The 25,244-nt window shown below is 33.3% G+C and carries 27 protein-coding genes and 1 pseudogene; 12 read left to right on the forward strand and 16 right to left on the reverse strand.

What is annotated here, in order from left to right:
• Window positions 1-263: 263 nt before the first annotated feature.
• Complete coding sequence (locus tag SB717_RS31470; RefSeq protein WP_155660896.1) at window positions 264-476, forward strand: alpha/beta-type small acid-soluble spore protein; 213 nt, start codon at window positions 264-266, stop codon at window positions 474-476.
• A 122-nt stretch (window positions 477-598) separates the two neighbouring features.
• On the opposite strand, the gene SB717_RS31475 is transcribed toward SB717_RS31470, so the two are convergent.
• Entirely contained in the window at window positions 599-781 is a 183-nt protein-coding gene (locus SB717_RS31475) for a YolD-like family protein (protein ID WP_410906597.1), read from the reverse strand.
• Window positions 782-1,004: 223 nt separating this feature from the next.
• On the reverse strand, window positions 1,005-1,277 hold the full coding sequence (locus tag SB717_RS31480) for an HU family DNA-binding protein (RefSeq protein WP_410906599.1): 273 nt from the start codon (window positions 1,275-1,277) through the stop codon (window positions 1,005-1,007).
• A gap of 1,560 nt (window positions 1,278-2,837) precedes the next feature.
• Between SB717_RS31480 and SB717_RS31485 the strand changes: the two genes are divergently transcribed.
• Window positions 2,838-3,308, forward strand: coding sequence for a DinB family protein (locus SB717_RS31485; protein ID WP_207372822.1), 471 nt, complete (start codon window positions 2,838-2,840; stop codon window positions 3,306-3,308).
• Window positions 3,309-3,710: 402 nt separating this feature from the next.
• Here the strand turns inward: SB717_RS31485 and SB717_RS31490 are convergent, their stop codons facing one another.
• The 4 genes from SB717_RS31490 to SB717_RS31505 form a co-directional block, all read right to left on the reverse strand.
• The gene (locus SB717_RS31490; RefSeq protein ID WP_410906601.1) at window positions 3,711-4,409 is read right to left on the reverse strand and encodes an aspartate/glutamate racemase family protein; all 699 of its coding nucleotides are present in this window, start codon (window positions 4,407-4,409) and stop codon (window positions 3,711-3,713) included.
• A 108-nt stretch (window positions 4,410-4,517) separates the two neighbouring features.
• A complete protein-coding gene (locus SB717_RS31495; RefSeq protein WP_193421549.1) occupies window positions 4,518-4,823 on the reverse strand; it encodes a hypothetical protein in 306 nt (101 codons plus the stop codon).
• A gap of 227 nt (window positions 4,824-5,050) precedes the next feature.
• Window positions 5,051-5,227 carry a hypothetical protein gene (locus SB717_RS31500; RefSeq protein WP_207372790.1) on the reverse strand — a complete coding sequence of 59 codons (177 nt, stop codon included), beginning with the start codon at window positions 5,225-5,227 and terminating at the stop codon, window positions 5,051-5,053.
• A 151-nt stretch (window positions 5,228-5,378) separates the two neighbouring features.
• Entirely contained in the window at window positions 5,379-5,864 is a 486-nt protein-coding gene (locus tag SB717_RS31505; protein ID WP_410906603.1) for a YrvL family regulatory protein, read from the reverse strand.
• Window positions 5,865-6,238: 374 nt separating this feature from the next.
• Between SB717_RS31505 and SB717_RS31510 the strand changes: the two genes are divergently transcribed.
• The 6 genes from SB717_RS31510 to iolI all read left to right on the forward strand — a co-directional run bounded on the left by SB717_RS31510 (window position 6,239) and on the right by iolI (window position 12,690).
• Window positions 6,239-6,532: a hypothetical protein gene (locus SB717_RS31510; RefSeq protein WP_055991914.1), complete on the forward strand. Its 294-nt coding sequence runs from the start codon at window positions 6,239-6,241 to the stop codon at window positions 6,530-6,532.
• 274 nt (window positions 6,533-6,806) lie between these two features.
• Window positions 6,807-7,079: an AbrB/MazE/SpoVT family DNA-binding domain-containing protein gene (locus SB717_RS31515; protein ID WP_055991911.1), complete on the forward strand. Its 273-nt coding sequence runs from the start codon at window positions 6,807-6,809 to the stop codon at window positions 7,077-7,079.
• 862 nt (window positions 7,080-7,941) lie between these two features.
• Window positions 7,942-9,075 carry a Gfo/Idh/MocA family protein gene (locus tag SB717_RS31520; protein WP_268578034.1) on the forward strand — a complete coding sequence of 378 codons (1,134 nt, stop codon included), beginning with the start codon at window positions 7,942-7,944 and terminating at the stop codon, window positions 9,073-9,075.
• A gap of 155 nt (window positions 9,076-9,230) precedes the next feature.
• Entirely contained in the window at window positions 9,231-10,163 is a 933-nt protein-coding gene (locus SB717_RS31525) for a helix-turn-helix transcriptional regulator (protein ID WP_410906605.1), read from the forward strand.
• A 144-nt stretch (window positions 10,164-10,307) separates the two neighbouring features.
• Complete coding sequence (locus SB717_RS31530; RefSeq protein ID WP_410906607.1) at window positions 10,308-11,729, forward strand: sugar porter family MFS transporter; 1,422 nt, start codon at window positions 10,308-10,310, stop codon at window positions 11,727-11,729.
• 115 nt (window positions 11,730-11,844) lie between these two features.
• Complete coding sequence (gene iolI, locus SB717_RS31535) at window positions 11,845-12,690, forward strand: 2-keto-myo-inositol isomerase (protein WP_410906609.1); 846 nt, start codon at window positions 11,845-11,847, stop codon at window positions 12,688-12,690.
• Between the two features lie 267 nt (window positions 12,691-12,957).
• Here iolI and SB717_RS31540 read toward each other — a convergent pair.
• The 3 genes from SB717_RS31540 to SB717_RS31550 all read right to left on the reverse strand — a co-directional run bounded on the left by SB717_RS31540 (window position 12,958) and on the right by SB717_RS31550 (window position 16,148).
• Window positions 12,958-14,108 (reverse strand): IS3 family transposase gene (locus SB717_RS31540; RefSeq protein ID WP_410906611.1). Its coding sequence is split into 2 segments (ribosomal slippage): window positions 12,958-13,859 and window positions 13,859-14,108, totalling 1,152 coding nucleotides; the frame shifts between segments, so codons are not numbered across the junction.
• A 261-nt stretch (window positions 14,109-14,369) separates the two neighbouring features.
• Window positions 14,370-15,008 carry a MarC family protein gene (locus SB717_RS31545; protein ID WP_260509249.1) on the reverse strand — a complete coding sequence of 213 codons (639 nt, stop codon included), beginning with the start codon at window positions 15,006-15,008 and terminating at the stop codon, window positions 14,370-14,372.
• Between the two features lie 159 nt (window positions 15,009-15,167).
• Window positions 15,168-16,148 carry an NADPH:quinone reductase gene (locus SB717_RS31550; protein WP_410906613.1) on the reverse strand — a complete coding sequence of 327 codons (981 nt, stop codon included), beginning with the start codon at window positions 16,146-16,148 and terminating at the stop codon, window positions 15,168-15,170.
• Window positions 16,149-16,640: 492 nt separating this feature from the next.
• Here SB717_RS31550 and SB717_RS31555 point away from each other — a divergent pair, with 492 nt between their 5' ends.
• A complete protein-coding gene (locus SB717_RS31555) occupies window positions 16,641-16,916 on the forward strand; it encodes a GNAT family N-acetyltransferase (protein ID WP_193423965.1) in 276 nt (91 codons plus the stop codon).
• A 627-nt stretch (window positions 16,917-17,543) separates the two neighbouring features.
• Here the strand turns inward: SB717_RS31555 and SB717_RS31560 are convergent.
• Together SB717_RS31560 and SB717_RS31565 are read right to left on the reverse strand one after the other, a co-directional pair.
• On the reverse strand, window positions 17,544-17,714 hold the full coding sequence (locus tag SB717_RS31560; protein ID WP_312036269.1) for a hypothetical protein: 171 nt from the start codon (window positions 17,712-17,714) through the stop codon (window positions 17,544-17,546).
• Window positions 17,715-18,046: 332 nt separating this feature from the next.
• A complete protein-coding gene (locus SB717_RS31565) occupies window positions 18,047-19,138 on the reverse strand; it encodes a YsnF/AvaK domain-containing protein (protein ID WP_410906616.1) in 1,092 nt (363 codons plus the stop codon).
• 326 nt (window positions 19,139-19,464) lie between these two features.
• On the opposite strand from SB717_RS31565, the gene SB717_RS31570 reads away from it, so the two are divergent.
• The 3 genes and pseudogenes from SB717_RS31570 to SB717_RS31580 form a co-directional block, all read left to right on the forward strand.
• Window positions 19,465-19,776, forward strand: a complete 312-nt coding sequence (locus SB717_RS31570) for a hypothetical protein (RefSeq protein ID WP_387572689.1) — start codon at window positions 19,465-19,467, stop codon at window positions 19,774-19,776.
• A 383-nt stretch (window positions 19,777-20,159) separates the two neighbouring features.
• The gene (locus SB717_RS31575; RefSeq protein WP_410906618.1) at window positions 20,160-20,657 is read left to right on the forward strand and encodes a P-loop nucleotide/nucleoside kinase family protein; all 498 of its coding nucleotides are present in this window, start codon (window positions 20,160-20,162) and stop codon (window positions 20,655-20,657) included.
• Between the two features lie 152 nt (window positions 20,658-20,809).
• Window positions 20,810-20,914 (forward strand): annotated as a pseudogene (locus SB717_RS31580) (DUF8096 family protein); the annotation flags it as partial.
• Between the two features lie 710 nt (window positions 20,915-21,624).
• Here SB717_RS31580 and SB717_RS31585 read toward each other — a convergent pair.
• The 5 genes from SB717_RS31585 to SB717_RS31605 all read right to left on the reverse strand — a co-directional run.
• On the reverse strand, window positions 21,625-21,873 hold the full coding sequence (locus tag SB717_RS31585; RefSeq protein ID WP_016766720.1) for a hypothetical protein: 249 nt from the start codon (window positions 21,871-21,873) through the stop codon (window positions 21,625-21,627).
• Window positions 21,874-22,601: 728 nt separating this feature from the next.
• Window positions 22,602-23,453: a DUF5677 domain-containing protein gene (locus tag SB717_RS31590; protein ID WP_410906620.1), complete on the reverse strand. Its 852-nt coding sequence runs from the start codon at window positions 23,451-23,453 to the stop codon at window positions 22,602-22,604.
• 114 nt (window positions 23,454-23,567) lie between these two features.
• Entirely contained in the window at window positions 23,568-23,747 is a 180-nt protein-coding gene (locus SB717_RS31595; protein WP_410906622.1) for a DUF8096 family protein, read from the reverse strand.
• A gap of 109 nt (window positions 23,748-23,856) precedes the next feature.
• Window positions 23,857-24,210 (reverse strand): hypothetical protein, encoded by a 354-nt coding sequence (locus tag SB717_RS31600; protein WP_016766716.1) that lies wholly within the window; start codon window positions 24,208-24,210, stop codon window positions 23,857-23,859.
• A gap of 530 nt (window positions 24,211-24,740) precedes the next feature.
• The coding region (locus tag SB717_RS31605; RefSeq protein ID WP_410906624.1) for a lysozyme inhibitor LprI family protein at window positions 24,741-25,244 on the reverse strand (504 nt) is incomplete at its 5' end.

Below are 25,244 nucleotides of genomic sequence, written 5' to 3' on the forward strand. Positions count from 1 at the left end.
TCCATTAGAATATAGGATTCAAGCCGCCTAATTTTTTTTATTATTTCCACTGTCTACTTGACAGGGGGCTGTTCAATTTCAGCAAAGGATTCTTTTTTTATTAAGTGTAATTTATTATAAGTAAGTTTACGTAATGAATCTTTACGGAATCCCGCATAAAAAAGAACCTTAAGGAGTTATATAAATATTATTATCTGTATAAATTGATGAGAATCTTCACATTCTATAAACGTTTAATCAAATTAGAAAAGGAGATCATGAATATGGCAAACAATCAAAAGAATAATCGTACAAACAATTTAGTGGTTCCTAGTTTCGCACAAGCAGTTAATCAAATGAAACAAGAAATTGCACAAGAATTTGGTGTACAGCTGGGCCCTGATACAACGGCTCGTGCTAATGGCTCCGTTGGTGGAGAAATTACAAAACGTCTTGTGGCATTAGCTGAACAGCAACTTGGCGGACAAAAGAAATAATACTAAAAAGGTAAATAAATCATAAAAAAGAGGAAGAGAGTTCTCTTCTTCTTTTTTATGACGTTATCATTAACATTCCATGCAATAAGTATATTAAATAATGTAACTATGCAATGATAGGCTTAATGAATTTCAGTAATACCTGATAAACGAATAGAGAATATATTGTGTTGTTCATCTTCTAGAGAAAGAGTTTGATCATGAAGATTAAGATCACTTACTCGTCCCTTACATGTTTGTAATAAACCGTTTTGATAATAATTAATGGTAATGAAACCTTTCTTTCTTAATGCTTTCAATATCATGCTCAGTTCTCATTCCTTCCTAATAACTAATGTAGGAATTTGTTATTCAAATAAGTAGTTATCATGCAGAATTTGTTAGAAAATCATACAAGTTAAAAGTTATATTATTTTATATTTAGTATACAACAACCCTTTAGTAAACGCTTACATTTTATTGTGTAAACTTTGTGAACTTTCGATAGAAAAAAGCTCAAAGAATAAATCTAAGAGCTTTCTAAAATACTTATTTAACAGCTTCTTTTAACTCTTTACCTGGTTTAAAAGCAGGAACCTTTGAAGCCGGAATCGTCATTTCTTCGCCAGTTTGAGGATTACGACCTGTACGCTCGGAACGCTGACGTACTTCGAATGTACCAAAGCCAAGTAGTTGAATTTTTTCTTCTTTTGCCAGTGTATTAGAAATCGTTTCAAACAACGCATCTATTGCTTTTTTAGAATCTTGTTTCGTTAGTTCTGCTTTTGTTGCGACTGCATCGATTAGTTCAGCTTTTTTCATATTTAACTACCTCGTTTCTTACTGGATATAGTATGTATAGGTGAAAAATATATCATATTTTCTGCATACTAGTCAAACATATGTTCTTTATATCAAGTAATTATAAAAATGCATTATAAAAAACATGCCTGAGATTAGCACTGTGACGAAATGAAACTTGTTCATACTAGATAATAAAATTCATTCACTGCAAAATTCAGCCCTATATTGCTTTAAAAATATGTATGTATATATTAAATTTGGCTTAAACTGATAAAATATTTCCCAATCCCTGAGTTTTAAAAAAGCCTTTGCTTCCGTTGAGCAAAGGCTACTTTTTTGACAAGTTTCTTCTATTCTTTATAAACACAGTTATATGCATGATTATTAGTAGATGTGACGACAAATGTTGGCTGTCCATTCTGACGTTTATGAAAGACCTTTACACCACAACCTGGGCAAGCAAAAAATCCTCTAGAATGCATGTAGCTGAATTTTGTGGTTTCTTCGGGTTTAAAAACACCCATTTTCGTTCCACAATGAATACATACAGCTTCTTTTACCCTTGATATTGGATCACTCCCCTATATACGTTGAGTAGCTTTCTATTTTTAGTATATAAGAGATGGTTGGATAATTTAACCTTTTTGAACTAATTCAATCTAAAATTCAGAAAATTATTTCAATCCGAAGTTAAAGAATAAAAGATAAATTTTCACTTGTGTATCTTAAGATCCACCTTTTTATACAAGCGAACGTCAAAGTGAAAACATTGAATGTTGTATAAATAGAAAATATCTTTTTATACAAAGGAGATATAACATCAATTTCATATATTAGGTAATTATAAAATTAATGTTATATATATAAGTAATACCTAACATATTTTATTAAAAATAGTTTTATCATTTACACACATTGTAGAAAAAGGTTCTATTTGTCGTCAGGTAGAGTAAATGATACAACATAACCTTTTATAAGTTAGTTATATCATTTACTGTTTTATATAAAATACGTTAATCTTGTATCTTTAATAAAGATTACATTATCAAAAAGGCATTAACATTAAATACTTATAATATTTATATTGAGTTATTATGAATACATCAATTTCTTAAAAGGGAAGTAGAAGATAGATTGGTATATAATAAGAAGGAAAAGCCCATATTTGTCGTCAGGTAGAGTAAATAATAAAACTTTAATTTTTATAATGTAGTTTATTTATTTACTTCTTTATATAAAAATATTTATTTTTGTATTTTTGATAGAGATCATCTCATCGAAGGTGTATTAACGTTAAATATTTATAGGTTTTCTGTTTGATTATCATGAATACAACAATTTCTTAGAAGGTAAGTAGAAGATAGATTGGTATATGATAAGAAGTAAAAAAAGAAGAGGAATTTACTCTTTTAGAATGAGAAAAAGGCAATCCATTAATAAAGTATAAACGACAAGACTAGATAAGTTATGTTAGCTGGGTACAAATATTTTAAAACACTAGAGGTACCTTAATTATATTCTTCTCTCCCTATAGGTGGTATAATATGGATGATCGTACCAGTGAAAGGGGAGAAAGAGATGAACAAACTTGTATTCAAGCAATTTGAAATTGGAAGAGAGTACTTCCTCAAAATCGTAGGGGCTGTTTCGGAGGATCAAACTGATGTGCAACCAGATGGTTTTAACAACACAATTCATTGGCATACAGGTCACGTTTTGACAGTTACAGAACAAACTATGTTTGGTTTTCCTCATGCAACAACCCATCTTCCAGCAAACTATATGGAATTGTTCGGAAATGGTACGAAACCAGCCGATTGGACGGGGGATGTACCTACTATGGATGAGCTTATGATACAGTTAAAAGATCAATTGGCTCGTATTCAGCAAATTCCTGCTGAACAGTTAAACAATACCTTGGAAAAGCCATTTCTAGGATGTAAAACCTTTGGAGAGCTGGCGGGTGTTACACTGATGCATGAAGCAACTCATATGGGTCAGATTCAGGCAATGAAGCGAATAATTGAACATGTGGGTGTAAAAAATTGAATTTGACAAGATGATATAACAAAGTTATCGGCAAGTATAGCCATTTTCTCCTTTTCTTTAGGTTAAAAAGAGAGGATGGGGTTCACGTTATTACCTTGTATTAGATAGATTTTATAAGAGGTTTTCTTCAACTACTGGCTAGTCGCAGTAGTTTTTTCTCTTTTTAAGATGAATACAAAGCTAATATAATCACAATTATAGGAAATTATTTATAAATCCATAAAAAAACAAGTCTCTCTCCATTGGAGAAAGACTTGTTTTTTATAGTTATAATTTATTTATAGTTAAAAGTTCAGTAGCTGCAGGAACAAAGCGAAACGTTGTATCTATGTTTTTAACTACAGTATTTTCGTTATTTAAAGTTTCTAATAATTCATCTAAATAAGGATATCGTTCATTTTCCTAGAATAATCCTAACGCATAATCAACTGCTGCTTGTGCATGTATTTCTGTTGTATCAAATATAGGTATTGAGATATCATTCTGATTAATCAGTAAGGAAATTTCGGTACAACCTAATATAACTCCTTCTATTCCATCGTTGATTAAACCATTTATAATTTTTTTATACGCACTTTTGGAATCTGCTTCAATCTTCCCTAAACATAATTCTTTGTAAATGATATCATGTACAACTTGACGCTCTTCCTCACTCGGAATATTAACTTCAAGATTATAATTAGCGATAAGTCGACCTTTATAAAAATCCTCTTCCATTGTAAACTTTGTTCCAAGCAATCCTATTCTACTAATCCCTTGATCTTTTATTTTCATAGCCGTAGCATCTGCAATATGTAAGATGGGAATGCTAATATGTTGCTGAATCTCACTTGCCATTTTATGCATGGTATTTGTACAGATAATTAAAAAGTCGGCTTCACCTTTTTCGATGTATTGAGCTCCTTTAATCATTAATTCTGTTGCTTCTTCCCACCTATCATTATGTTGTAATTTTTTTATTTCTTCGAAGTCCACAGAATACATCACACTTTTAGCAGAGTGATGGCCCCCTAACTTTCTATTTACGGTTTGATTAATAATTCTGTAGTATTCACTTGATGATTCCCAACTCATTCCACCTAATAAGCCTATTGTTTTCAATTCTTCCAACCTCCCTTATAGAAAATATTACCATAAAATAGACTTTTTCAGCAGGAATATCATATAAAAAGTTAGTTACCATAATGGAAGTTATAGGTATTAATAAAATTATCCCCACCACATAGCTAAAACAAATAATGACCATAGGGAAACAAACAAACTAAGTCCTAAAATAACAAGCCAATAAACATCCAGGATACTCTTTTTAAGTTTATTTTTTTTATTGAATATGTAAGTCAATACAATTGTAATTAGATATAAAAAAATGCTTATGCATGTTATAGCAGTCAGGTAGTAGATTGGATTTAACTTTATTATGTTCTTATCCATAAAATAAGAAATATCTTGACCAAATATTGCTAATACAGTAGCCGAAAATAGAAAAGTACATATAAATACATTAGCTTTCACCATATATTACACCTCCAAAACAAACTCTCAATAAGTTATATTTTTATATAATTAGTGTAATTTTACACTATTTTTTGTTTTTTTCAATGTAATAAAAGAAAACTATTAACTAAATATTTTTCCTAATATAATATAGTTGGTATTAATATAAAAAGCAGAACATCAAATGTGGTGTTCTGCTTTTTATGACATTAATTTATAATACTATAAAAATATTAACGTTCATTTTCCTACATTGTTCGATAAGGCATAAACGTTCCGCCAAAAAAATAACTCCATACTACGAGAAGTACAGCAAATAAAATGAACAAGAACCAACCTCTCACATATGTGTTTAATTCTTGTTTGTTTTGTAGCTTTTCTCTGTATTTTCGTTGGAGATCATGATGTTTCGATATATCTTTCATTAACATCCCTCCCTTGAATATTGAACAAACAATTGAATCCAGTGTTATGAAATATAAAACATAATATCCATTACCTTTTTTCCTTATAACTATATTTATGAAAGGTGTTCTTTTAGGTTGAAGTAATCTTTGCACCAGAACCCCAAAGACTTCAAGGTACCAGTGAGTTCTTATTACTTTCTCCTTTGCTATTCATATCCATTACCACTTCTAACAAAAAGAGGAGAAACACAGCTATAAGCTCAGTTATAGAGGGAATAGTAATGCTTCTAATTAATTCATCAGCAGTATGTATAGCAAACCAAGAAAAGCTACAATCAATGACCAGTCTCACGAGGAATTTTCTTTTAGAATTTCTAATTTGTTGAGAAAATGTATTAATAAGAAATATGGATAGTAAATCAACTATAAATCCAATAATAAAAAACAGTAAGAGGAATATTAATAGAGATAGAAATGAGTCGTATTGTACCCCAAATATTTTAAATAAACCAATAAATCCAAACACAAATGCTCCTAGCATTAATGAAATAGCAATAATAACAATTAAAGTTATAAAAATAACAGTAAATGATTTAGCAAAAAAATTAGATATATTGTGAGAGGGTCCAGTTTTCTTTGCTTTCAAGGTAAACATTCACACTCCTTGCTGCTAATTTTTCTTTAATGTATTTATCCTAGCCAATTGTGCGTATAAGCTAGTATTCCTAAGATGGCTCCAATTCCAGCTCCAAATAAAGTAGCCCCTACTAGTTTTAATTTATTCTTATTATAAGTCATAAAAAACCTCCTTTTATCCAATTATATACAAAAATGGTTTTTAGTAAATAAATCTCTTTAAACGATATAATTAATATGTATATACACCCTTAGTTAACATAAAACAGCTTTCCGGAACACATGAAAAAGGAAACCCTTTCTCATAGAAGGGATTTACCTTTTTAAATCCAAGTAAGATAGTAATAGTGACTTATAAAGCAATTGAGGGATGCAGAAATGGGGGGAAGTAAGTTGCCTAACAGAGAGTATCCATACTATCTTGTAAAGTTAGATAAATTGTATTACGTATATCATTCGTATAAGAATGTAAAAAAGAAAGAGGTATCCAGTTACGAATTTACTAACGATGAATCGTTAGCATTTCCTATTGATGAAGAGTCTGCTAAACAATTGGCAGATAAATGTGGAGGTCATACTGTAATGAAGAATGCTACGTTTAATGATTATATCAGCCAAGGAGAGAGATGGGGTAATTTTATAGATAGCAAAAAGAAGAACATATGGAGAATCTATATCATTAATTAAATGATAAAATCTTTTAACTCCTATTCATTTTGAAGAAAAAGAACTATTTTGTCGTCAATAAGTGTAAATTTCTAATTAATACATCAGGTTAAAATTAAAAAAACTGAGGGATTTAACCATTTCCATTGTAATTCTTCCATGCAACCTTTATTTATAGCCTTACCATATTGAAATATTTTCCTTAACTTAAAATGTAATATATTACTAATGAAAACAATAAAAAGCATATTGTACACTTAATGGGTATGTAAGTATATTTTATGGAGGTTTTAAATTGAAAGCTACTGGCATCGTTAGGAAAATGGACAACCTGGGAAGAGTAGTCTTACCCATCGAACTAAGAAGAACATTAAATATTAAGAAGGACGAACCTGTTGAAATTTTTGTAGATAATGAGAAGATTGTGTTGAAAAAATATTCACCTAATTTAGCTTGTAAAGTGACAGGTGAAGTTTCCGAAGATAATCTAATCTTGGCAAAAGGAAAAGTAATTCTAAGCCGTGAGGGAGTAAAACAACTGCTTAGAGAGTTAGAAGTAAAGTTATAACTCAAATATGAGGAATGAGAGCAGACTCTTTTCGACTTTCATACCTTGTCTTTTAATTAAAATGTCTGTCCGATCATTTTGAGCAAGAATACTGTAAAGTATCTTTTATAATAAATATGTTAAAAGAGATGGAAAAATAATGGTTTTATTAATGAGATTGTTGTTTACTTCTTTAAATCTTTTATGAGTAATACTTATTTATATAGAAATCTGCATAAAGACAGCACCTAATTATTTAGGTGCTGTCTTTATGCAAAAGGGCTTTCTAAATCTTCAATCAACTAACTTTATATTACTGGAAACTAATATAAGCAAGCTATAACTTTGTTATGATGGCTGACACAAATAATTCAATGTCATTTTTTATTTTTTTAGTTAATATAAAACGTATTATCGGCACTTAAACTATTCTTCTCTTTCTTCATACTTTGAAGGATGAGCAATAGAGGTTCACTCTATAGGAAAATTTTTATTTATTCTTAAATCATAATAAAGTAGGATAAGCTTCTGAATTTAATTGTATTCATGAACGATTTAAATTTATCTTTCTCTTAAATGCTCTCCTACTCTTATGTCATCTTAGTAAATCAAACTTTCCAAACGTGTTTTTCTTTCTCAGAATCTTTAGTGCAAGATTGTGAAGTTTTTTTAAAAAATAATTAACAATATTCTGATGAAATATGATTTTTTCAGTGCTCTAAAAGTAAGATAGTGGAGGTTATTACCTGCAAAAACATTATAATTTAATTACAGGTATAGAAAACGCTTACATGCCAGTCGAATCAAAAATCAGAATTTTTAAAAAGGAGTGTTTACTTTGTTAAATGGAGAAAAGAAAATTGAAAGATCTCTTAGATGGGCAATGGTAGGTGGGGGACGAGAAAGTCAGGTAGGATACAAACATAGAACTGGTGCTTTAAGGGATAATACGGCCTTTACCTTAGTAGCCGGGGCATTTGATATTGATGCAGAAAGAGGTAAAGACTTTGGTGTGAATATTGGTGTGGATGAGGATCGATGCTATCCTGATTATAAAACAATGTTCGCTGAGGAGGGGAAACGTGAAGATGGCATTGAGGTCGTATCGATTGCTACTCCTAACGGAACCCACTATGAAATTTGTAAGGCAGCGTTAGAAGCTAATTTACATGTCATCTGTGAAAAACCCTTATTTTTCACTTCTGAGGAAGGGGTAGAAATCAAAGATTTAGCAGAGAGAAAAGGAAAAATCGTTGGCGTCACGTATGGTTACTCTGGTAATCAGATGTTACTTCAAATGCGAGCAATGATTGAACAAGATAAAATTGGTGAGATACGAGTCGTTGAACTACAGTATACTCATGGTTTTAGTTTAAATGATCAGGTTGATAATGCAAGTGCTTCACAAAAATGGCGTGTGGATCCTAAGATTGCAGGACCTAGTTTTGTATTGGGTGATCTTTCTACCCATACTTACTACATGTCCCAGTTAATTATGCCAAATATGAAAATTAGAGAATTACTATGTGACCGTCAAAGTTTTGTTGGAAGCCGTGCTCCTTTAGAAGACAATGCCTTTGTACTTATGCGTTATGAAAACGGAGCTGTAGGACGATTATGGACGTCTTCTGTAAATGCAGGGTGCATGGATGGCCAGAGAATTCGTATTGTAGGATCGAAAGGTAGTTTAGAGTGGTGGGATAGCAAGCCTGGTGAATTAAAGTATGAAATTCAAGGAGAGCCGGGGCAAACTTTGATTAGGGCCATGCCTTATCTGGATGATAGCTGTAATGCGGACGAACGTTTAGGGGCATTGCATGTAGAGGGACTTTCTGAAGCTTGGGCAAATATATACTTAAAATTTGCTACGGCAATAGATGCAAAAAATAGAGGCGATGAAGAATTGTTAAAGAATCTTGTCTATCCTGATATTAATGCTGGTATTGAAGGTATACGCTGGATAGAAAATTGTGTCAGATCTGCTGATAACGGTGCTGCTTGGGTAGAGTTCATCTAAAAGTTTAAGACCCATCTAGATTCACTTGTTTAACAATTATAGGTGGGTTTTAATTCATAATATCTTTATAACTCGTAACATAAGATTGTGAAGCATGTAGTTACTTACTATAATGAATTAACTACATACAAACTAGAGAAGAAGAGGTTGATTTTATGGTACAGAGTTTTGTAAAAAAGAAGTTCATACCAACTTTTGAAAACGGGAGATCCCCTAAACTACTTTACGTTTGCAAGGCTGAGGCAGATCATACTAAATTACCCTGTGTTATGCATGTGCATCAGGATCGCTTAGAAATTTTATATATCAGACAGGGGAGAGGGATTCATACAATTGGAGGGCGTCAGTATCATACTAAACAGGGTGACGTTCTTATTTACAATAGTGGTGTTATTCATGATGAACGTACGAATCCAGAAGCAGAAATGAGTGTATACAGCTGTGGAATAAGTGATTTGAAGTTAGAGGGGATGCGAGAAAATTGTCTATTGCCTGATGGTGCGAGTCCAGTTTTGTTCAGCGACGCTTTTAGTCAGGATATCGAAAATCTATTTTGCATGATGTATAGTCAAATTTGTTCAGAGAATGCTGGAGCTGAGGAAATAAGCCACCATTTGTTACAAGCTCTTATTGTCATGCTGGTAAAACAGATTAATAGAAGTGTAGAGAAGGAAGAAGATAAGGAAGTTATTTTAGGAGAGCGAATAAGAAGGTATATTGATGACCACTATTCCGAAAATCACACGTTGGAAAGTATAAGTGAGACATTAAATATTAGTTTATCTTACTTGTGCCACATTTTTAAGGAGACTACTGGGTATGCTCCTATGCAATACATTATGAGACGTAGAATTGGAGAAGCGCAGTCTTTGCTAATTAATACCCAATATAGTGCTACTCAAATTGCCTCTATGGTAGGCTATAATAATTCCAACTATTTTAATACAATTTTCACGAGGATTGTCGGCATGTCCCCTATCAAATATCGAAAGTGTTGGGTAGATCAAAATAGCCCAAAAAGAATATCTTCTATTGATACAAATGAAATCGTTTTCAATAAGGATTTTTTAAAAAAATCCTTATTATGAGGGTTTCATACAATTAAACCTCAAAAATACGTATTTATATTAGGGTACCGGGTTATTATTCATTTTTAACTCAAGAGGCCTAATGGTGCCCATAGAATGCTAGTTATTTACCCATTTTCTAAAAAGCAAGGAGGAGAAAGTACCTTGAATAAACAGGTAAATCAAAAGTCATTTTTAAGTACTATTGTCTTAGTCTCTACATTTGGTGGACTTCTCTTTGGATATGATACTGGAGTTATCAATGGTGCGTTACCTTTTATGTCGGAACCAGATCAGCTTAATCTTAACTCATTCGCTCAAGGGCTTGTTGCAAGTTCACTTCTCTTTGGGGCTGCTATAGGGGCTTTATTTGGGGGCAGATTATCAGATTATAGTGGTCGCCGTAAAAATATTCTGTTTCTTGCAGTTCTGTTCTTTATCTCTACATTGGGGTGTACTCTTGCTCCAAATATGGGGGTCATGGTTACCTTTCGTTTCTTACTAGGGCTTGCTGTAGGTGGAGCGTCGGTAATAGTACCGACCTATTTAGCAGAGATGTCGCCTGTAGAAAGACGGGGTCGAATGGTTAGTCAAAATGAATTAATGATTGTTACTGGTCAGCTATTAGCTTTTATTTTTAATGCTATTATTGGTAATACAATGAGTGACAGTTCACATGCATGGCGATACATGCTGGTTATTGCCGCCCTTCCTGCGGTCTTCTTATTCTTAGGTATGCTTAAAGTGCCAGAGAGCCCGCGCTGGCTTGTCTCAAAAGGAAGGAAGGTAGAAGCTCTACGCGTTCTTCAAAAAATACGGGATAAAAATCAAGCTAATGTAGAACTTAATGAAATTGAGAATGCCTTTGCAGAAGAGTCATCTATGAAGAAAGCAACCTTTAAGGATCTATCTATTCCATGGGTAAGACGTATCTTATTTATTGGGATTGGGATAGCTATCGTACAGCAAATTACGGGAATCAATGCAATTATGTACTACGGTACTGAAATTCTCAAGGATGCAGGTTTTGCCACAGAAGTTGCTCTCATTGGTAACATTGCAAATGGTGCTATTTCAGTCATAGCTGTCTTCTTTGGGATTTGGCTCCTTGGAAAGGTTGGTCGTCGACCAATGTTACTAATTGGATTAAGTGGAACTACAATAACACTTCTCCTTATTGCAATATTCTCATTAACACTTAAGGGATCTGCAGCTCTTCCCTTTGTCGTACTTGCTTTGACCGTTGTATTTCTTGCTTTTATGCAAGGATTTATTGGACCAGTCACATGGTTAATACTTGCAGAGATTTTTCCATCAAGGCTAAGAGGTCTTGGTATGGGGTTAAGTGTATTTTTCTTATGGATTACGAATTCTATCATCGGTTTAGTTTTCCCGGTATTACTTGCAACCATCGGTTTATCAACAACTTTTTTTATCTTTGTCGTTCTTGGAGCAGGGGGTATCCTGTTTGTGAAGAAGCATATGCCAGAAACGAAGGGGCGTACACTAGAGGAGTTGGAACATTACTTCCGAACTTATGATGATAAAGGCCTCCAAAACGAAGTTAATGAAGGAACGGCGTTATAATTTAAAGTTGTATATGATGAAAGTTATTTAATACTAGGTTTATCTATTCCCAAAAAGTGAGGTTTCTTTTTTTCTAAAATAAGATTTGAGGCAGACAAAATACGGAGGTTTTAATATGAAACTTTGTTTTAATCAAGCTACGACATTAGAAAACTCTAATTTAACAAAGGATCTAGAATATTGTGATAAACATGGATATGATTATATCGAAATTCGCACGATGGATAAACTACCCGAGTATTTAAAGGGAAAATCTCTTAATGAATTGGCTGAATACTTTAATACACACCATATTAAGCCCTTGGCATTAAATGCTTTAGTATTTTTCAATAACCGTGATGAAGACGAGTACTTGAAAATTATTAATGAGTTTAAAGAAATGATGGATATAGCTAAGAGTTTAGGCGTGAAATATGTTGTTGCCGTGCCTCTGGTAACGGAACAGAAGATATTGAAACAAGATATTAAAAAAAGTTGCGTAAAGGTACTAAAAGAGCTATCAGACATTGCAGAACCATATGGAGTAAAAATTGCAGTTGAGTTTGTGGGACATCCACAGTGTACAGTAAATACATTTGGCCAAGCCTATGATATTGTTGAAACTGTTAATCGTGAAAATGTTGGATTAGTACTTGATTGCTTCCACTTTCACGCAATGGGTTCAGATATAGAGGATTTGAAAAGAGCTGACGGATCAAAAATCTTTATTTTACATATTGATGATACAGAAGATTTTCCAATTGGCTTTTTGACGGATGAAGACCGAGTATGGCCTGGGCTTGGTGCTATTGATTTAGATAGTATTTTATCAACATTAAAAGAAATTGGATTCGCAGATGTTGTCTCTGTTGAGTTATTTAGACCAGAATATTATAAACTGGATGCTGAAGAAGCTATTAAGATAGCAAAGGAAACAACAATTAAAGTCATTTCGAAACACTATAGTTTACAACTGGTATGATTGAAAGTTATTTAGATGCCTACGGGCATCTTTTTTCTATTCTAAAGACAAGAATTATCAAGTCCTAAATACTTTATTTATACATATTTAATTTATTAATTGCCTTGTAGTCAAACTCGATATTTGGCTACTTAACATAATGTACCTTTCCGGTACACATCACAAAAACGACTCCATGGTAGACTGAACTGAACCCAAAAAGTTAGACAATTAATATTTAAGCAACTTCTGGACTTGTCAATATTTATTGGACACTAAGTTAAGATACTATGATGAATAGGCTTTTTCGTATTCAATAGGGGAAAGGTAATGCAGAGAAGAATGCATTCTTTTGGTATTGTAATAGAGCTCTATATATTTAAATACTTCTTTTCGAGCTTGTTCTGGTGTTGTAAATTTGGCACCATGAATGAGCTCTCTTTTTATGGTCTTATAAAAAGATTCCATTAATGCATTATCGTAGGGGTTTCCTTTTCTGCTGACACTTGAAACAGCACCATACTTTTTCAGTATGGCTTGAAAATTACTACCCGTATATTGGGATCCCTGGTCTGTATGGATAATTAATCCTGTTGGAGGATGTTCTTTGTTATATCCTTGTAAAAAAGCGTCTATCACAAGAGAATCTTTCATCCATGTACTCATAGACCAGCCACTCACTTTTCTCGAGTACATATCCACAAATACCGCAAGGTATAAAGTACCCTTTTGAGTAGGAATATAGGTAATGTCACCGACCCATATTTTATTTCGTGCGTCTGTGTGAAAAACTTGATTTAGGAGATTGGGTCTTTCTATAGAAGGTGATTTTTTATTATAACGTTTATAGCGATACCTGCTTCCTTTCGCATATAGGTTCATTTGACGCATCAGTTTTCCTACTCTTTTTCTGTTTACCTTGATTCCCTTCTTCTCAAGAACCTTTGTAACTCTTAAAGATCCGTATCGACCCTTATGTTCCTTAAATATCTCCTGTATTTCTGCACGTAACACTTCATTCTCTAAAGCTCTTTTAGAAGGTTTTCTCTGTAAATATTCATAGTAACCTGATCGTGAGATGTTTAATGTTTTACAAGCCTTCTTGATGTTATAGTTGTGTTTATTTTCTTTTAAGAATTGAAACCTTACACATTCTTTTTCTTCAAGAAGACCCGGAACTTTTTTAGTGAATCAAGCTCTTTTCTAAGTTCTTCATTCTCACGTTTAAGCTTTTTCATTTCATACTGGGAATTATAAAGTGCGCTCCCACGGCCTGGAAACGCACTTTCCCCATATTCTTCGTATTCACTTACCCAACGATATAGCGTATTAGGATGAATAGATAATTCTTTCGCAACCTCTTTTACAAATAGGTTCTCTTCGAGTACCAACTGAACTGCAGCCATTTTAAATTGACGATCATAAACTTTTCTACCCATAAACCGAATCACCTTTTTCTCTTAATTTAGTGTCCAGTTTATCGTACCATCTCCAACTTCCAATTGGTTAGATTATGTCTAACAATTGGGGCGCAGTTCACGCATAAGGGTTCTCATAAGGCTACGATTTCTACTTTATGCAACTTTTTATACATCCTTGTTCTGACGGAGTTCTCCTTACAGGTAGTTAGAGAAATGATGCATAAAAAGTGCACCTTTTATACATATGCTCGTTCCTATGGGAATAGTCCTCTTGAATGATTACAGATGAGGAAATAATCCGTGAACACCTTCTGCAATCATTTGTATAGCCATCACTGCCAGTATTAATCCCATTAACCTTGAGATAACATTTAAACCATTCTGTCCGAGCTTGTTGATAATAGATGTAGAATAATAGAAAAGGATAAAAGTAACTCCTAATATAAGGGTATAACTAATGAGTACACTCCCTAGATTTGCTATCGAATAAGAACTGTGAGACATGACTGTCGCAATTGTTCCGGGTCCAGCCATAATCGGCAGAGCAAGGGGGGTGATGGAAATATCATTTTGGGAAGCTGCAGCTTTTTGTTCATGCGAATGAGGACTTTGTGCATTAGAAGGTTTAGCATGAAGTAAGCTATAGGCGATGCCAAAGATTAAAATTCCTCCTGCTACACGAAAAGCATGTATGGTGATACCAAAGGCGGAAAAGATAAAACTTCCTAAAAGTAAAAATAGGGTAAGAATAATAAAAGAGATAAAGACAGCCTTCCTTGCACTATGACGTCTTTCTTGAATAGAATAATCATTCGTAAGAGTAATGAAAATAGGTATGTTTCCTAGTGGATTCATAACAGCAAAAAATGAGATAGTAAGTTTAAGAATTAAAGCTAACACTGTAAAAACTCCTTTCATCTTAATAGTACATACCCATTTAGCTTACTTCGTTAACCTATCCACCTATATTTTCACTCTTTAATAGAAAAAAGGACCCTATAAGGTCCTTCTAGTATTTGCTTAGTTGACTAATGCAGCCTTTAATTTAAGTGAATGCCTTAAATTTATGTAGATTAACTAGTCAATTATCAAAATAAGCTTACCATTTCCTATACCTTTTTCTAGCTGTTCAAAGCCATGCGATACTTCCTGGAGTGGCAAAGTTGTACCAATAATTGGACGAAGTGCACCACTTGTTAGCATGCCAATTACACCATGAATACTTTGTTCATATTCATCCTTTGGTGCATTCCAAAGAGCTGTTGCTAAAATATCACATTCTTTTTGCATGGCAAGACGTGGGTTTATGTCTATTGAACCACGGTTTCCAACAATTATAATTTTACCGAACGGTGCAATCAGCTTTAAATCTGTTTCTAAATTCTTATTTGCTAAAAACTCAATAATTACATCAGGTCTATTGCCACCCATTAAGGCTAACACATCTTCAATCGTCGCTTCTGTCACATGATCAGTGACAAAATCTGCACCAGCTTGCTGAACCATTTTTTTACCCTCTGGCTTGCTTGCTGTTCCAATCACTTTAGCACCGTGAGATTTCGCCATTTGTACAACCTGTAATCCAACTCCACCACTGGCTCCATGAATAAGCACGGTTTGACCGGGCTTCAGGCAGGCACGTTGAAATAGCGCACGATAGGCGGTTAGTGCGGGTACCCCTAATGCCGCACCTTGTTCAAAAGATACATGGGATGGTAATGGATGAACCAACGTTGCATCACATACTACTTTTTGGGCAAAGGTGCCTGTACTTTTACTTCCCATTAAAGACGCAATAAATACACGATCACCGACATGAACATTTGTAACTTCTTCTCCAATCGCCTCCACAACTCCTGCACCGTCTAATCCTGGAGTATAAGGCAACTGAGGTATACTAAACGCATATGTACCTGATAATGTGTAAGTATCACTCGGATTGACGCCTGCCGCATACAAACGAACACACACCTCTCCCTTTTCTGCTACTACATCCTTAACGTCTGTAAATACTAATTTCTCAGACCCACCAAATTGTGAAACTTGAATTGATTTCATTTCCCAACCTCCCTGTTAATTATTATATATCGAAGGGTTAGAAATTACAGTAAGATCAAAGTTTGAGTTATTAGCTTCTAATTGGAAGGTGCTTTTTTCGTTTCTTATAAAAATATAAAAAAGAGGAGAGTTTTTATAAGGAATAAATATAGGTAAACTTACAATTTTTGGTTTGTGAAAAGTTTTGATTATTTTTATCCTATAAAAGCCCCTCCTTTTTTAAAACAGTTCTATTTTATTCAAAAGCAACATATATTTCAATGCTCAAATGATGCATTGGAATATATAAGAAAAGATAATGGGAACAAGAGGTACCTAAAAATAAGACAAACGTAGAAGTCACATCAAATAGGATAATATATCTCAAAGGTAATTTAGCCATTAAGCAGGGGAACGATACGATTCAATGCTAGCCATTTAAAAAGTGTATGAGGTTTAAAAAAGAGCCATAATATAAAAAACCTTATTTTAATGGAGGGAGGAAATATTAAAATGATCAATATTAAAAAAGATACGAACACTTTTTATATAGGAGAGCAGGATAAAAAAGATGCAGAAATACATTATGTTCCAACTGAAAAGGATGAAATTATAGTGGATCACACATTTGTTTCAGACAGTCTGCGAGGTCAAGGAGTTGGAGAAGCATTAGTTAAAAGAATAGTCGAATTTGCTAGGGAAGAAGGGAAAAAGATTATTCCATCATGTTCTTTTGTAAAGGATAAAATTGAGCGTAATGAAGATTATCATGACGTTTTAGCAAGATGATCATCTCCCTGTGAAGTGGACAGTGGTAAAAAAGCTTCCTCTTCAGCTTTCATGATAGTAGTTGGTAGTCAACTGAAGAAAGAGCCTGTATATATAATTCGTTTCCAGTTTACATAATGTCTCTTTTCCGGTACACATGCCAAAAAGAACCCCTTGGCGCAAGGGGTTTCAGATAGGATAGAACTCCACTGTATGCATCTTTTATTCATATGCTATAGTACTCAAAAAATATCATTTATCTAAAAATTATGATAATATTGATTTGCAGCTATCTTTTAGATACTTGTTATACGTTCGAACCCTGATTAAAATAAAAAGCAACCTCGTTTTCCAATGCCCGAGGTTGCTTTTTATTTTGTTACTTTACATCTTGTAATAGATTTAAGTATTTCGTCCGTAAAAGTATACTTTTACGGACGATGAGTTTATATAAAAAATTTATCATTATTAACGTTCGTTTAAATTCAAAAAAATTTTACGAACGTCCTTTAAAACACATGTAATTTTACGAACGTTTTTAACAAGAAAATAGGTTAGAAAGGCTACTTCCTATAATCAAACTTATGGAAACTAGAAAAATAAAAATTACAACCCTACTCATTTCTGAGTTAGGGTTGTAATTTTTAGTTATGCATGTAACTGCTGATTAACCAATCTCTTTACTCTCTCATAAGCTTTGACCTCGCCTTGGTAAAAGCATGCACTGTTCCAGTCTTCTCTTTTCTCCGCATCCTTTCTCCACGCATCAGATTGTTCTAGTAACTTATCAATGTATTCAATAAACTTCTTTCGTTCCATTTAATCACCTGCCTTTATCATAATTGGAAATATTTATATGTCATTTTGATAAGTAATATTTCTAGAATTTAGTGAGAATGCCTGGTGGAATTTGATATAATCTCTAGGATTTTTAGGAATAAGAGAAATGCCCCCCAGTAATGAAAGTCATTTCTTTTATTTCATTGCCTGTTTATGCTCATTTTAATGAGTTATTTTAATTCTTTTTTGATTTTAGGAACATTACTCATGTTAATTGAAAGAGAAATAAAAAAAGCTGCCAATACAGCTAGGCAGCCTTCCTTAAATCTTTTCAATTATTCCCTCTACTATAAACTATAGAGGAGATATACTTATTTCTTTTGCTTGTTTGTTGATTTCTCATTGTTTTTTTCTTTTTCAGAAGTTGTAATATCTGTGTCTTTAATTTGACTTTCTGGTTTCTGATTGTTTACTGAGGCTGTAACCTCTTCAATCTCTTTGATAACAGGAGAAGTTGTCACTTTAAGTTGAGCTTCTTGTTTCTTGTTAGTTGAAAGTTTAACTTTTTCCTCTTTTGGAGCATCAGAAGCAATGGCAGCAGCAACTTCTTGATAACTTTGATCTACGTGATTATCCATATTTTGATAGATTTCAGAGTCAGCAATTTCGGGAACCGCGGGAAGTTTTGCTTGTTCAATTTGTGCTTCTTCCTTTCGGACAGTGTCCTTCATCTCTTTAATCTCTTGAATTTTACGCTTACCAATAATCACTTCTTCCACAACTACAGGTTTCTTGGTTACTTCAATTCGCTCCTCCATAATAGGAATACGAATGATCTCGTTCTCTGTCAATGGGCTACCATCATACTGACCGTCTATGACCTGGCGACGCTCTACGTAGACTTCCTCACGCATAACCGGAACTTGGATAGTTCGTAGTTCTTCTACAATTTCCTTACGAAGTTGTACTTCCCCAGTTTGAACACGTTCTTTCCTTACATCGAGTTGCTCTTCACGAAGTTGTACTGACCTCTGCCCCTCTGTCTCGTATGGCGACTCCCTAACCGTAGTATATGAAGGAATTGTTTGAGTTTCATCCACATCAATTAGGACAAGAATTTTCCCTTCCTTTACATCCATTTCACACTGTTTTGCAGTAAAACTTTGAATACCCATTCTAACAAGTTTTGAAGTTAGACCATCAGCTTGTGTAGTAGTAGCCATTCCACCTGTCATCATGGTAAGAAAGCTATCCATCATCACGCCTGCCAATGAACTTACAGCTGGCGTTCCAGCTTCTATCATTACATTTGTTTCGGTCCCTAACTTTAGAGTATTACTTCTATCCTTTGCTACTACTAATATATCTGTTTCACGATACCCCTGACGTTTTAACCCCTTAATTGCATGTATCGCTTCTTGTTCCGAATAAAAAGTTCCTGCAACTCGTTTTCTCGTTTCCATTTTCCCATCTCCTTAAATTTTAATTAAACGAAAATTTCTTTTCACATTTAATTCCATCCTCATTGTGTATATCATGTACCCAGTGGTTTTCTATTTGAAACGTGATACGGAAGACTATGTAAATGACGCCTAAATTATAAAATGTAGAAAGATGAAGTAGAGGCAATAGCCATAATCGGGGAAACTGTAGAGTTTTTATTGAAAAAGAACGTTTGTTCTTATATAATATGAAAAAGGAAAAACCTCATATTTTTCCTTAATTGAAACATATAGGATATTTAATACAGAGATAATTTACAATTAGTTTTCATGGGGGAGAAAAAGCGATGAATTCTACATACCATCATTTAAAAGATAGAAAAAAGGAAGAGGGGCAAAAAGAATTACTTGAGAGAAACCTAGAAGCTCATAGAAGTAGAAGATGGGTAACCAAATCTATTTACGCTATGTCCCTACTTGTAATCGTACTTTGTTTCTATTTTCATGTACCACAGGCTGCAATTATTACTCTAATCTTATTTTTAATATGCATAACTAGCGAAATACTGTATAGAGCGTTAGATAAAAAGATAGAATTACGGTTAAAACGGATTAAACAGGAGAAGAGAAAAATCATATTTAAAGGAAATAAATCCTAACAGCTTTTCTATAAATTCCTTTCTGCTATACAGATTTGAAATTATTTTTCACATGAGCACGAAGAAGAAAGAGTTAGCTTCGTTATAGAATAAAGTAAGAAAGAGTAGCAAGAAATTGATCTTGATAAAGTGTATGATTATGGTGAATTCCCCGATAAAATTTAAATACACTAAACTAATAAGAGGCTATTATGTTCAATACACGAGCATATATCCTTTTTTCTTATACATTTTAGATTCGTTATTTAGATACTGCAAATATAGTTTAATATGTATATGGTATAAAGGAACATTGATACTAAGCAATTGAGTCATTTTAATGAATTACATGTTTTAAAAGATGAAGCAACAACAACTAAAATAAGCTTGGAGGTTTAAAAAATATGACACAATTGGGGACGCTATACTTTTTCTGTGGAAAAATGGGCGCAGGGAAATCAACTAAAGCAAAAAAAATGGCAATAAATAAACATGCGGTACATTTATCTGAGGATGAATGGCTTTCATTTCTTTATCCCAGTCAAATTGAAACATTTGAGGACTATCTGAAATTTTCGGCGCAGATCAAGCCTTTGGTGAAAAAGCATGTCCAAAATATATTAAGTATCGGTACAGATGTAGTGATGGATTTTCCAGCTAACACTCAAAAGCAGCGAAAGTGGTTTTTGGATATGGTGTTAGATGTCAATGCAAGCCATCAACTAATTTTCCTTAATCTAAATAATGAGCAATGCTTACGTCAAATTGCACAAAGGCGTAAAGAACAACCTGAAAGAGCAGCCTTTGACACGGAAGCAATGTTTATTCATGTTACTAATTTCTTTGAAGCACCAGAAGCATCCGAGGGTTTAAATATTTTAGAGTTCAGTGGAAAAGAATAACAAGGAGTTCAACACTACATTGCGGTACACTTCAACAAATAGTCACGTTTGTTTAGCAAAAATTAAAAGGTTGATACATATTAGTCATGACTAATATGTATCAACCTTTATTTTCTATGGCTTTTTTCGATTTGGGTCTTGATAGTAAGGTTAGTGGCCGATGCGATAATTGCAACTCAGTTTACTTCAAAAGTTCGGTAAAAGGTGGTGTTTTCTTGCGCGAATACCGGGATTGTGGCATGAAGAAAAGTATTTAGGAGGTATTTAGACTATAAAAGAAGGCAGGACTTGAATGGAAGTTGTTATTATTTGTTTCATGATTTTAGTAGGACTTCTTTTTATTTATCATTATTCACGCTACCATTGCTTCTCATTACGTTCTACTTTAGTCTTTAAGACATCTTTGAATCTCTCGTCCATTTCATAAAAAATATAAGCCAATAACTAAGCGCAAGCATATAAAAAAGGAGCACATGCAGTAAATAACATGTTTTTAGCACTATTTCTCACAAGTAACGATTCTGTTTTCGAATCTATACCAAGTTTGTTTAAGGTAGTTAACTATGAACCTGGGGTTACACTTATTTGGTCGATTATTAAATTTAGTGGTTTTTATATCTTATGTATAAGGAAAATGAAAAAAGAAGAATCAACTAACGAAGATCAGCTTATGGCTTAAATTATGAAAACAAATAAACAAATAGGATGGGAGATGTAATATAGTGAGTGGCAATAACAATGAAAAGCAACCATTGACTCGTGCAGATAGGAAGCATAATCACTTAGCTACTCAACATCGTATTTTAAATGTACTAATAGTACTTACAGCTATTGTTGCAATATACTTGGTTGTAAAGACAATAGTTTTATAGAAAGAGCAACCTTTAAGGTTGCTTTCTTTATTGGGCCCTTCACCTATTGTAGATAATGACCCTACTTGTCTGTAAAAGAAAATACGTCCAAAATGTTAGGCATTTTTTTCGAACGTTACAACATATATTTCATTATCTATTAGCTGAAAATACGTCTTTGGATATGACCCGATATAAATAGGCAATCTACCTTTTTCTTTCTCCGTATAAACATTGTAACCAAGCTCATCGACAGTCTCAAATCCGTAATACTCTTGCTCTTTTCTAATGTTTAAGCCTTCAGCCAAACCATCTATGACACATATAATTTTTATAAATTCAATCTCTCTATTTTTTTCACTCATATTCTCACTCTCCCACTTATTGCTTTCCGTATACTCGGAATTATCTCACATCAAAAAATGTTACTCCATACGCCAATCGACCCTATTAGAATAAATACTTTGGCTTTGATGCAAAAGCCCCAATTGACTTGTAAACAATCTCTAAAATTTTGCCATATACAAAAAGCTCGTCAAAACAGTAGCCTTTGCTCTACAGGAGCAAAGGCTTTTTTAAAATTCAGGGATTGGGGAATACTTTATTAGCTTGAATTGATTTAGGAATTTATGTGCATTTATGTAATTATTTACAGGAATGCATAAAGTATTCATCAAAAATCTAGGGTTTTTTTATGTAGAAAAGGCCTCCTAATTTGATTGAATGTGGGATGCCCGTCATTTTTGACAATTGTCCTTGTGTAAGACCTCTTTCTTTTAGTAGCTCTCGCAATCTAGGCTTTATAGTTACCATGTTCATTCCTCTAACTTGATTTCAATTTATAATCCTTTAGTAACAACTCCTGTAGGTTGTCCACCTTTTAATGATTACACGGTAAAGCATGAATTGTATTTCGACGAGGGGTTGACGGAGCAGTTTGATTTTTCAACAGATATTTTCCAAACGATTCAAAATGTATATATTAAAATAATCATGAAGACAGCAGGTATCAGGTGCCGATTTTACGAGAAATCGAATTACCTTATCGTGATGAAGAGAGGGCAACTTCAGAGGTTTGCTCTCTCTTTTTTTATTAAGCAAATCTTATTTCCCGATATTTTTTACACTCTTCATGACCTGTTTCTATCTGTCTATTAAGGCCAACTAGTAACATTTGGCTTAATAAATGTATAGAGAGATTAACCAAGCTAATTACTGTACCCGCTTGAGAAGCAACACTCTGACTTTGAAGGTTATGTACTAGTGAAGTACTATGAGCAGCATTGGATGTAGAAGGATACAGCTTTTGGTACATTTTTTCATTACCTGTAATTTCACAAAGAGTCTTGAAGTTTATATTCTTTTTCTTTTTCTCCTGGTCTGTCAAATCAGGATGGTTTTTGATGTCTTCAGATAGTGGAATGAAATACCAATCTTTTCTTTCTTTATAATTATTTTCTATGAAGCTGTATTTTTCTTGAAGAGGGCCTTCCGTTCTATTCTTAAATTGTATAAAATAAGGATCATATTTATAATCTGGATCGTTCTTATGTTCCTCTAGTTTGTGGTACTGAGCAAAAATTGTATAGTCTTCATAATACTTCATATTGGCCTCAAAGTTTTTATTAATATACATTAAATTAGCATATGTTTCAAATAAGGATCGTACTATATTATAGCTTTGAGTTACACAACCTATAGTAACTGTGCTGTGTATTACCAGTACATCGGATAAAGCTTTAGACAAAAGGGTTTTATATCCTTGGGGCATTGTATCAAAGACGCTTTCTTCATACATGAGAAAGTGAGCAAATGCATATTGTTTCTTCAAACTCTCTAAAAGTGGTTTGTATGATATGCATCTTTTTTCTTGTAAAACGGCAATCTCTTTTTCTAGGTTGTTACTATACTCCTCTAATTGCTCCAAAATTGGATTCTGCTCCAATATACTCCCTCCATTTTAAACGTTATATATACAATATTCCCTATTTTCAAGAAAGAAACACATATAAACATAGAAAAAGAGCCTATAAATTTCATAGACTCTTTGATTGATTCTTTATATATACTTCTTCATTCCACAACTCAAACATTCACGTAGAAACTTGCCTTTACCTACACTATTTTTGAAATTAACTCCATCGTAGTTGTCACAGCGTCCACTCTTCTTGTCAGGTAGCTCACTATATTCATAAATTTTTGTTAGATCAATGTTTGCGTACTTATCTTGTTGCTCCATCTTTTATCCTTCACATTCCTTGATTATCATAGCAGTAGATATGGGAAAAAGGAAGCTGTTCTAAATATAATGCAAAAAAAGAGAGCAGAGGTTTGCTCTCTTTTCTTATTTATACTACACCAGATAATACATTAGAAATATCGGTTTTTTTAGTTGCTAATCTATTTTTACCATTCATATACTTTACCCATGCTATTATATTAGATAATAGAGACCTTCGATCCCCATCACAATAAAATGCAGATACAAGACCGTAAGCAAGCTCTACACTTATTTCATAGTTATTACCAGTCTTCGTATCCAGTATGAAATGAGATTGAATATCTTTTGTATGGTCATTACTATCTACTATTTTGTAGGCGTCTACAATTCGAAACTGTCCGATCATAAACAACTCTTTATAGCCACTCTGTATCTTATTTTCAACTTGAGAATAACTAATTTCTTTCATCCAGAACTTCATAAAAAACACTCCTTTGGAATATTTTTTTATCATTACGTTCCGTAATGTATTCTTCGTTCTTTTGAGTTTTTCCTTTATAAAAAGACAAAAATCCCTCGACAGTTTCCGCAGGAGTCTAGGCGGTTTTCAATAACAGATATCACAACAGGGTTGTACATAAAGAGCTGCAAAGTGAGTTAAGCTTTACATCTACAAGCGTAGACATTTCTAAAGATGAATGTTCATACGAAGACAAATTACCCAATAGAAAAAACCACTTGTATAAAACAAGTGGCTCTTTGCTACGTTGAATACATTAAATCATTTACGTATTGTTCCCATTACTATTAGAGAGAGTTATGAATCAGTACAGAATGATGTTAACTAATAAAAGCCAAATAGAAAAAATCGATAGAAATGGCAGAAAAATAACAACAAGAAATAGCAAGAGCAAATGTGTATGTGTGTGATTTATAGGATGGTATATACACACATAATAATGAAGATAGCCAATACATAAAGTTCCACCATGTAAATATAGTACTTTCTCATTATTTCATATAATAAGTAACTAGCTCGTAGCAACGTTCTCTAGTCATTTCGTGTAAAATACGAGCTTCTTCAGCATAAGCCAAAGTTCCTCCCCCAGCTTCTTTCAACTCTTTTTGAGAAGCAGCATCTCTATCTTTAATCCATTGACGTTGTTTGATTCTTAGATTATTCATCTCTGATGCAGATAATTGGTTTTTTAATTCACCATAGATGTCGTTCAACACTTGGTCCCACATTTGATAATTTGCTCCAGAAGCTTGTCTTCTGTCACCATCGATCTGATCATTAACTGGTTGTACTTCACTAGCTCTAGTCTGTTCTAGTAAATCTAAATAATAAGCTTTTTTGCTATTAGTTATTGTTGTAGCTGAACTATTTGTTGATGGAGTGCTTGAAGTTGGACCAGTCTTTGATACAGTAGTAATAGGTCCATTTTTAGCTATATCAGTTAAGTATAATTGGTTATTGATAAGCACGGCTGTGTACATCCAATTATATTTATT

Source organism: Priestia sp. SIMBA_032, from assembly GCF_046535215.1.
GTDB lineage: Bacteria > Bacillota > Bacilli > Bacillales > Bacillaceae_H > Priestia > Priestia aryabhattai.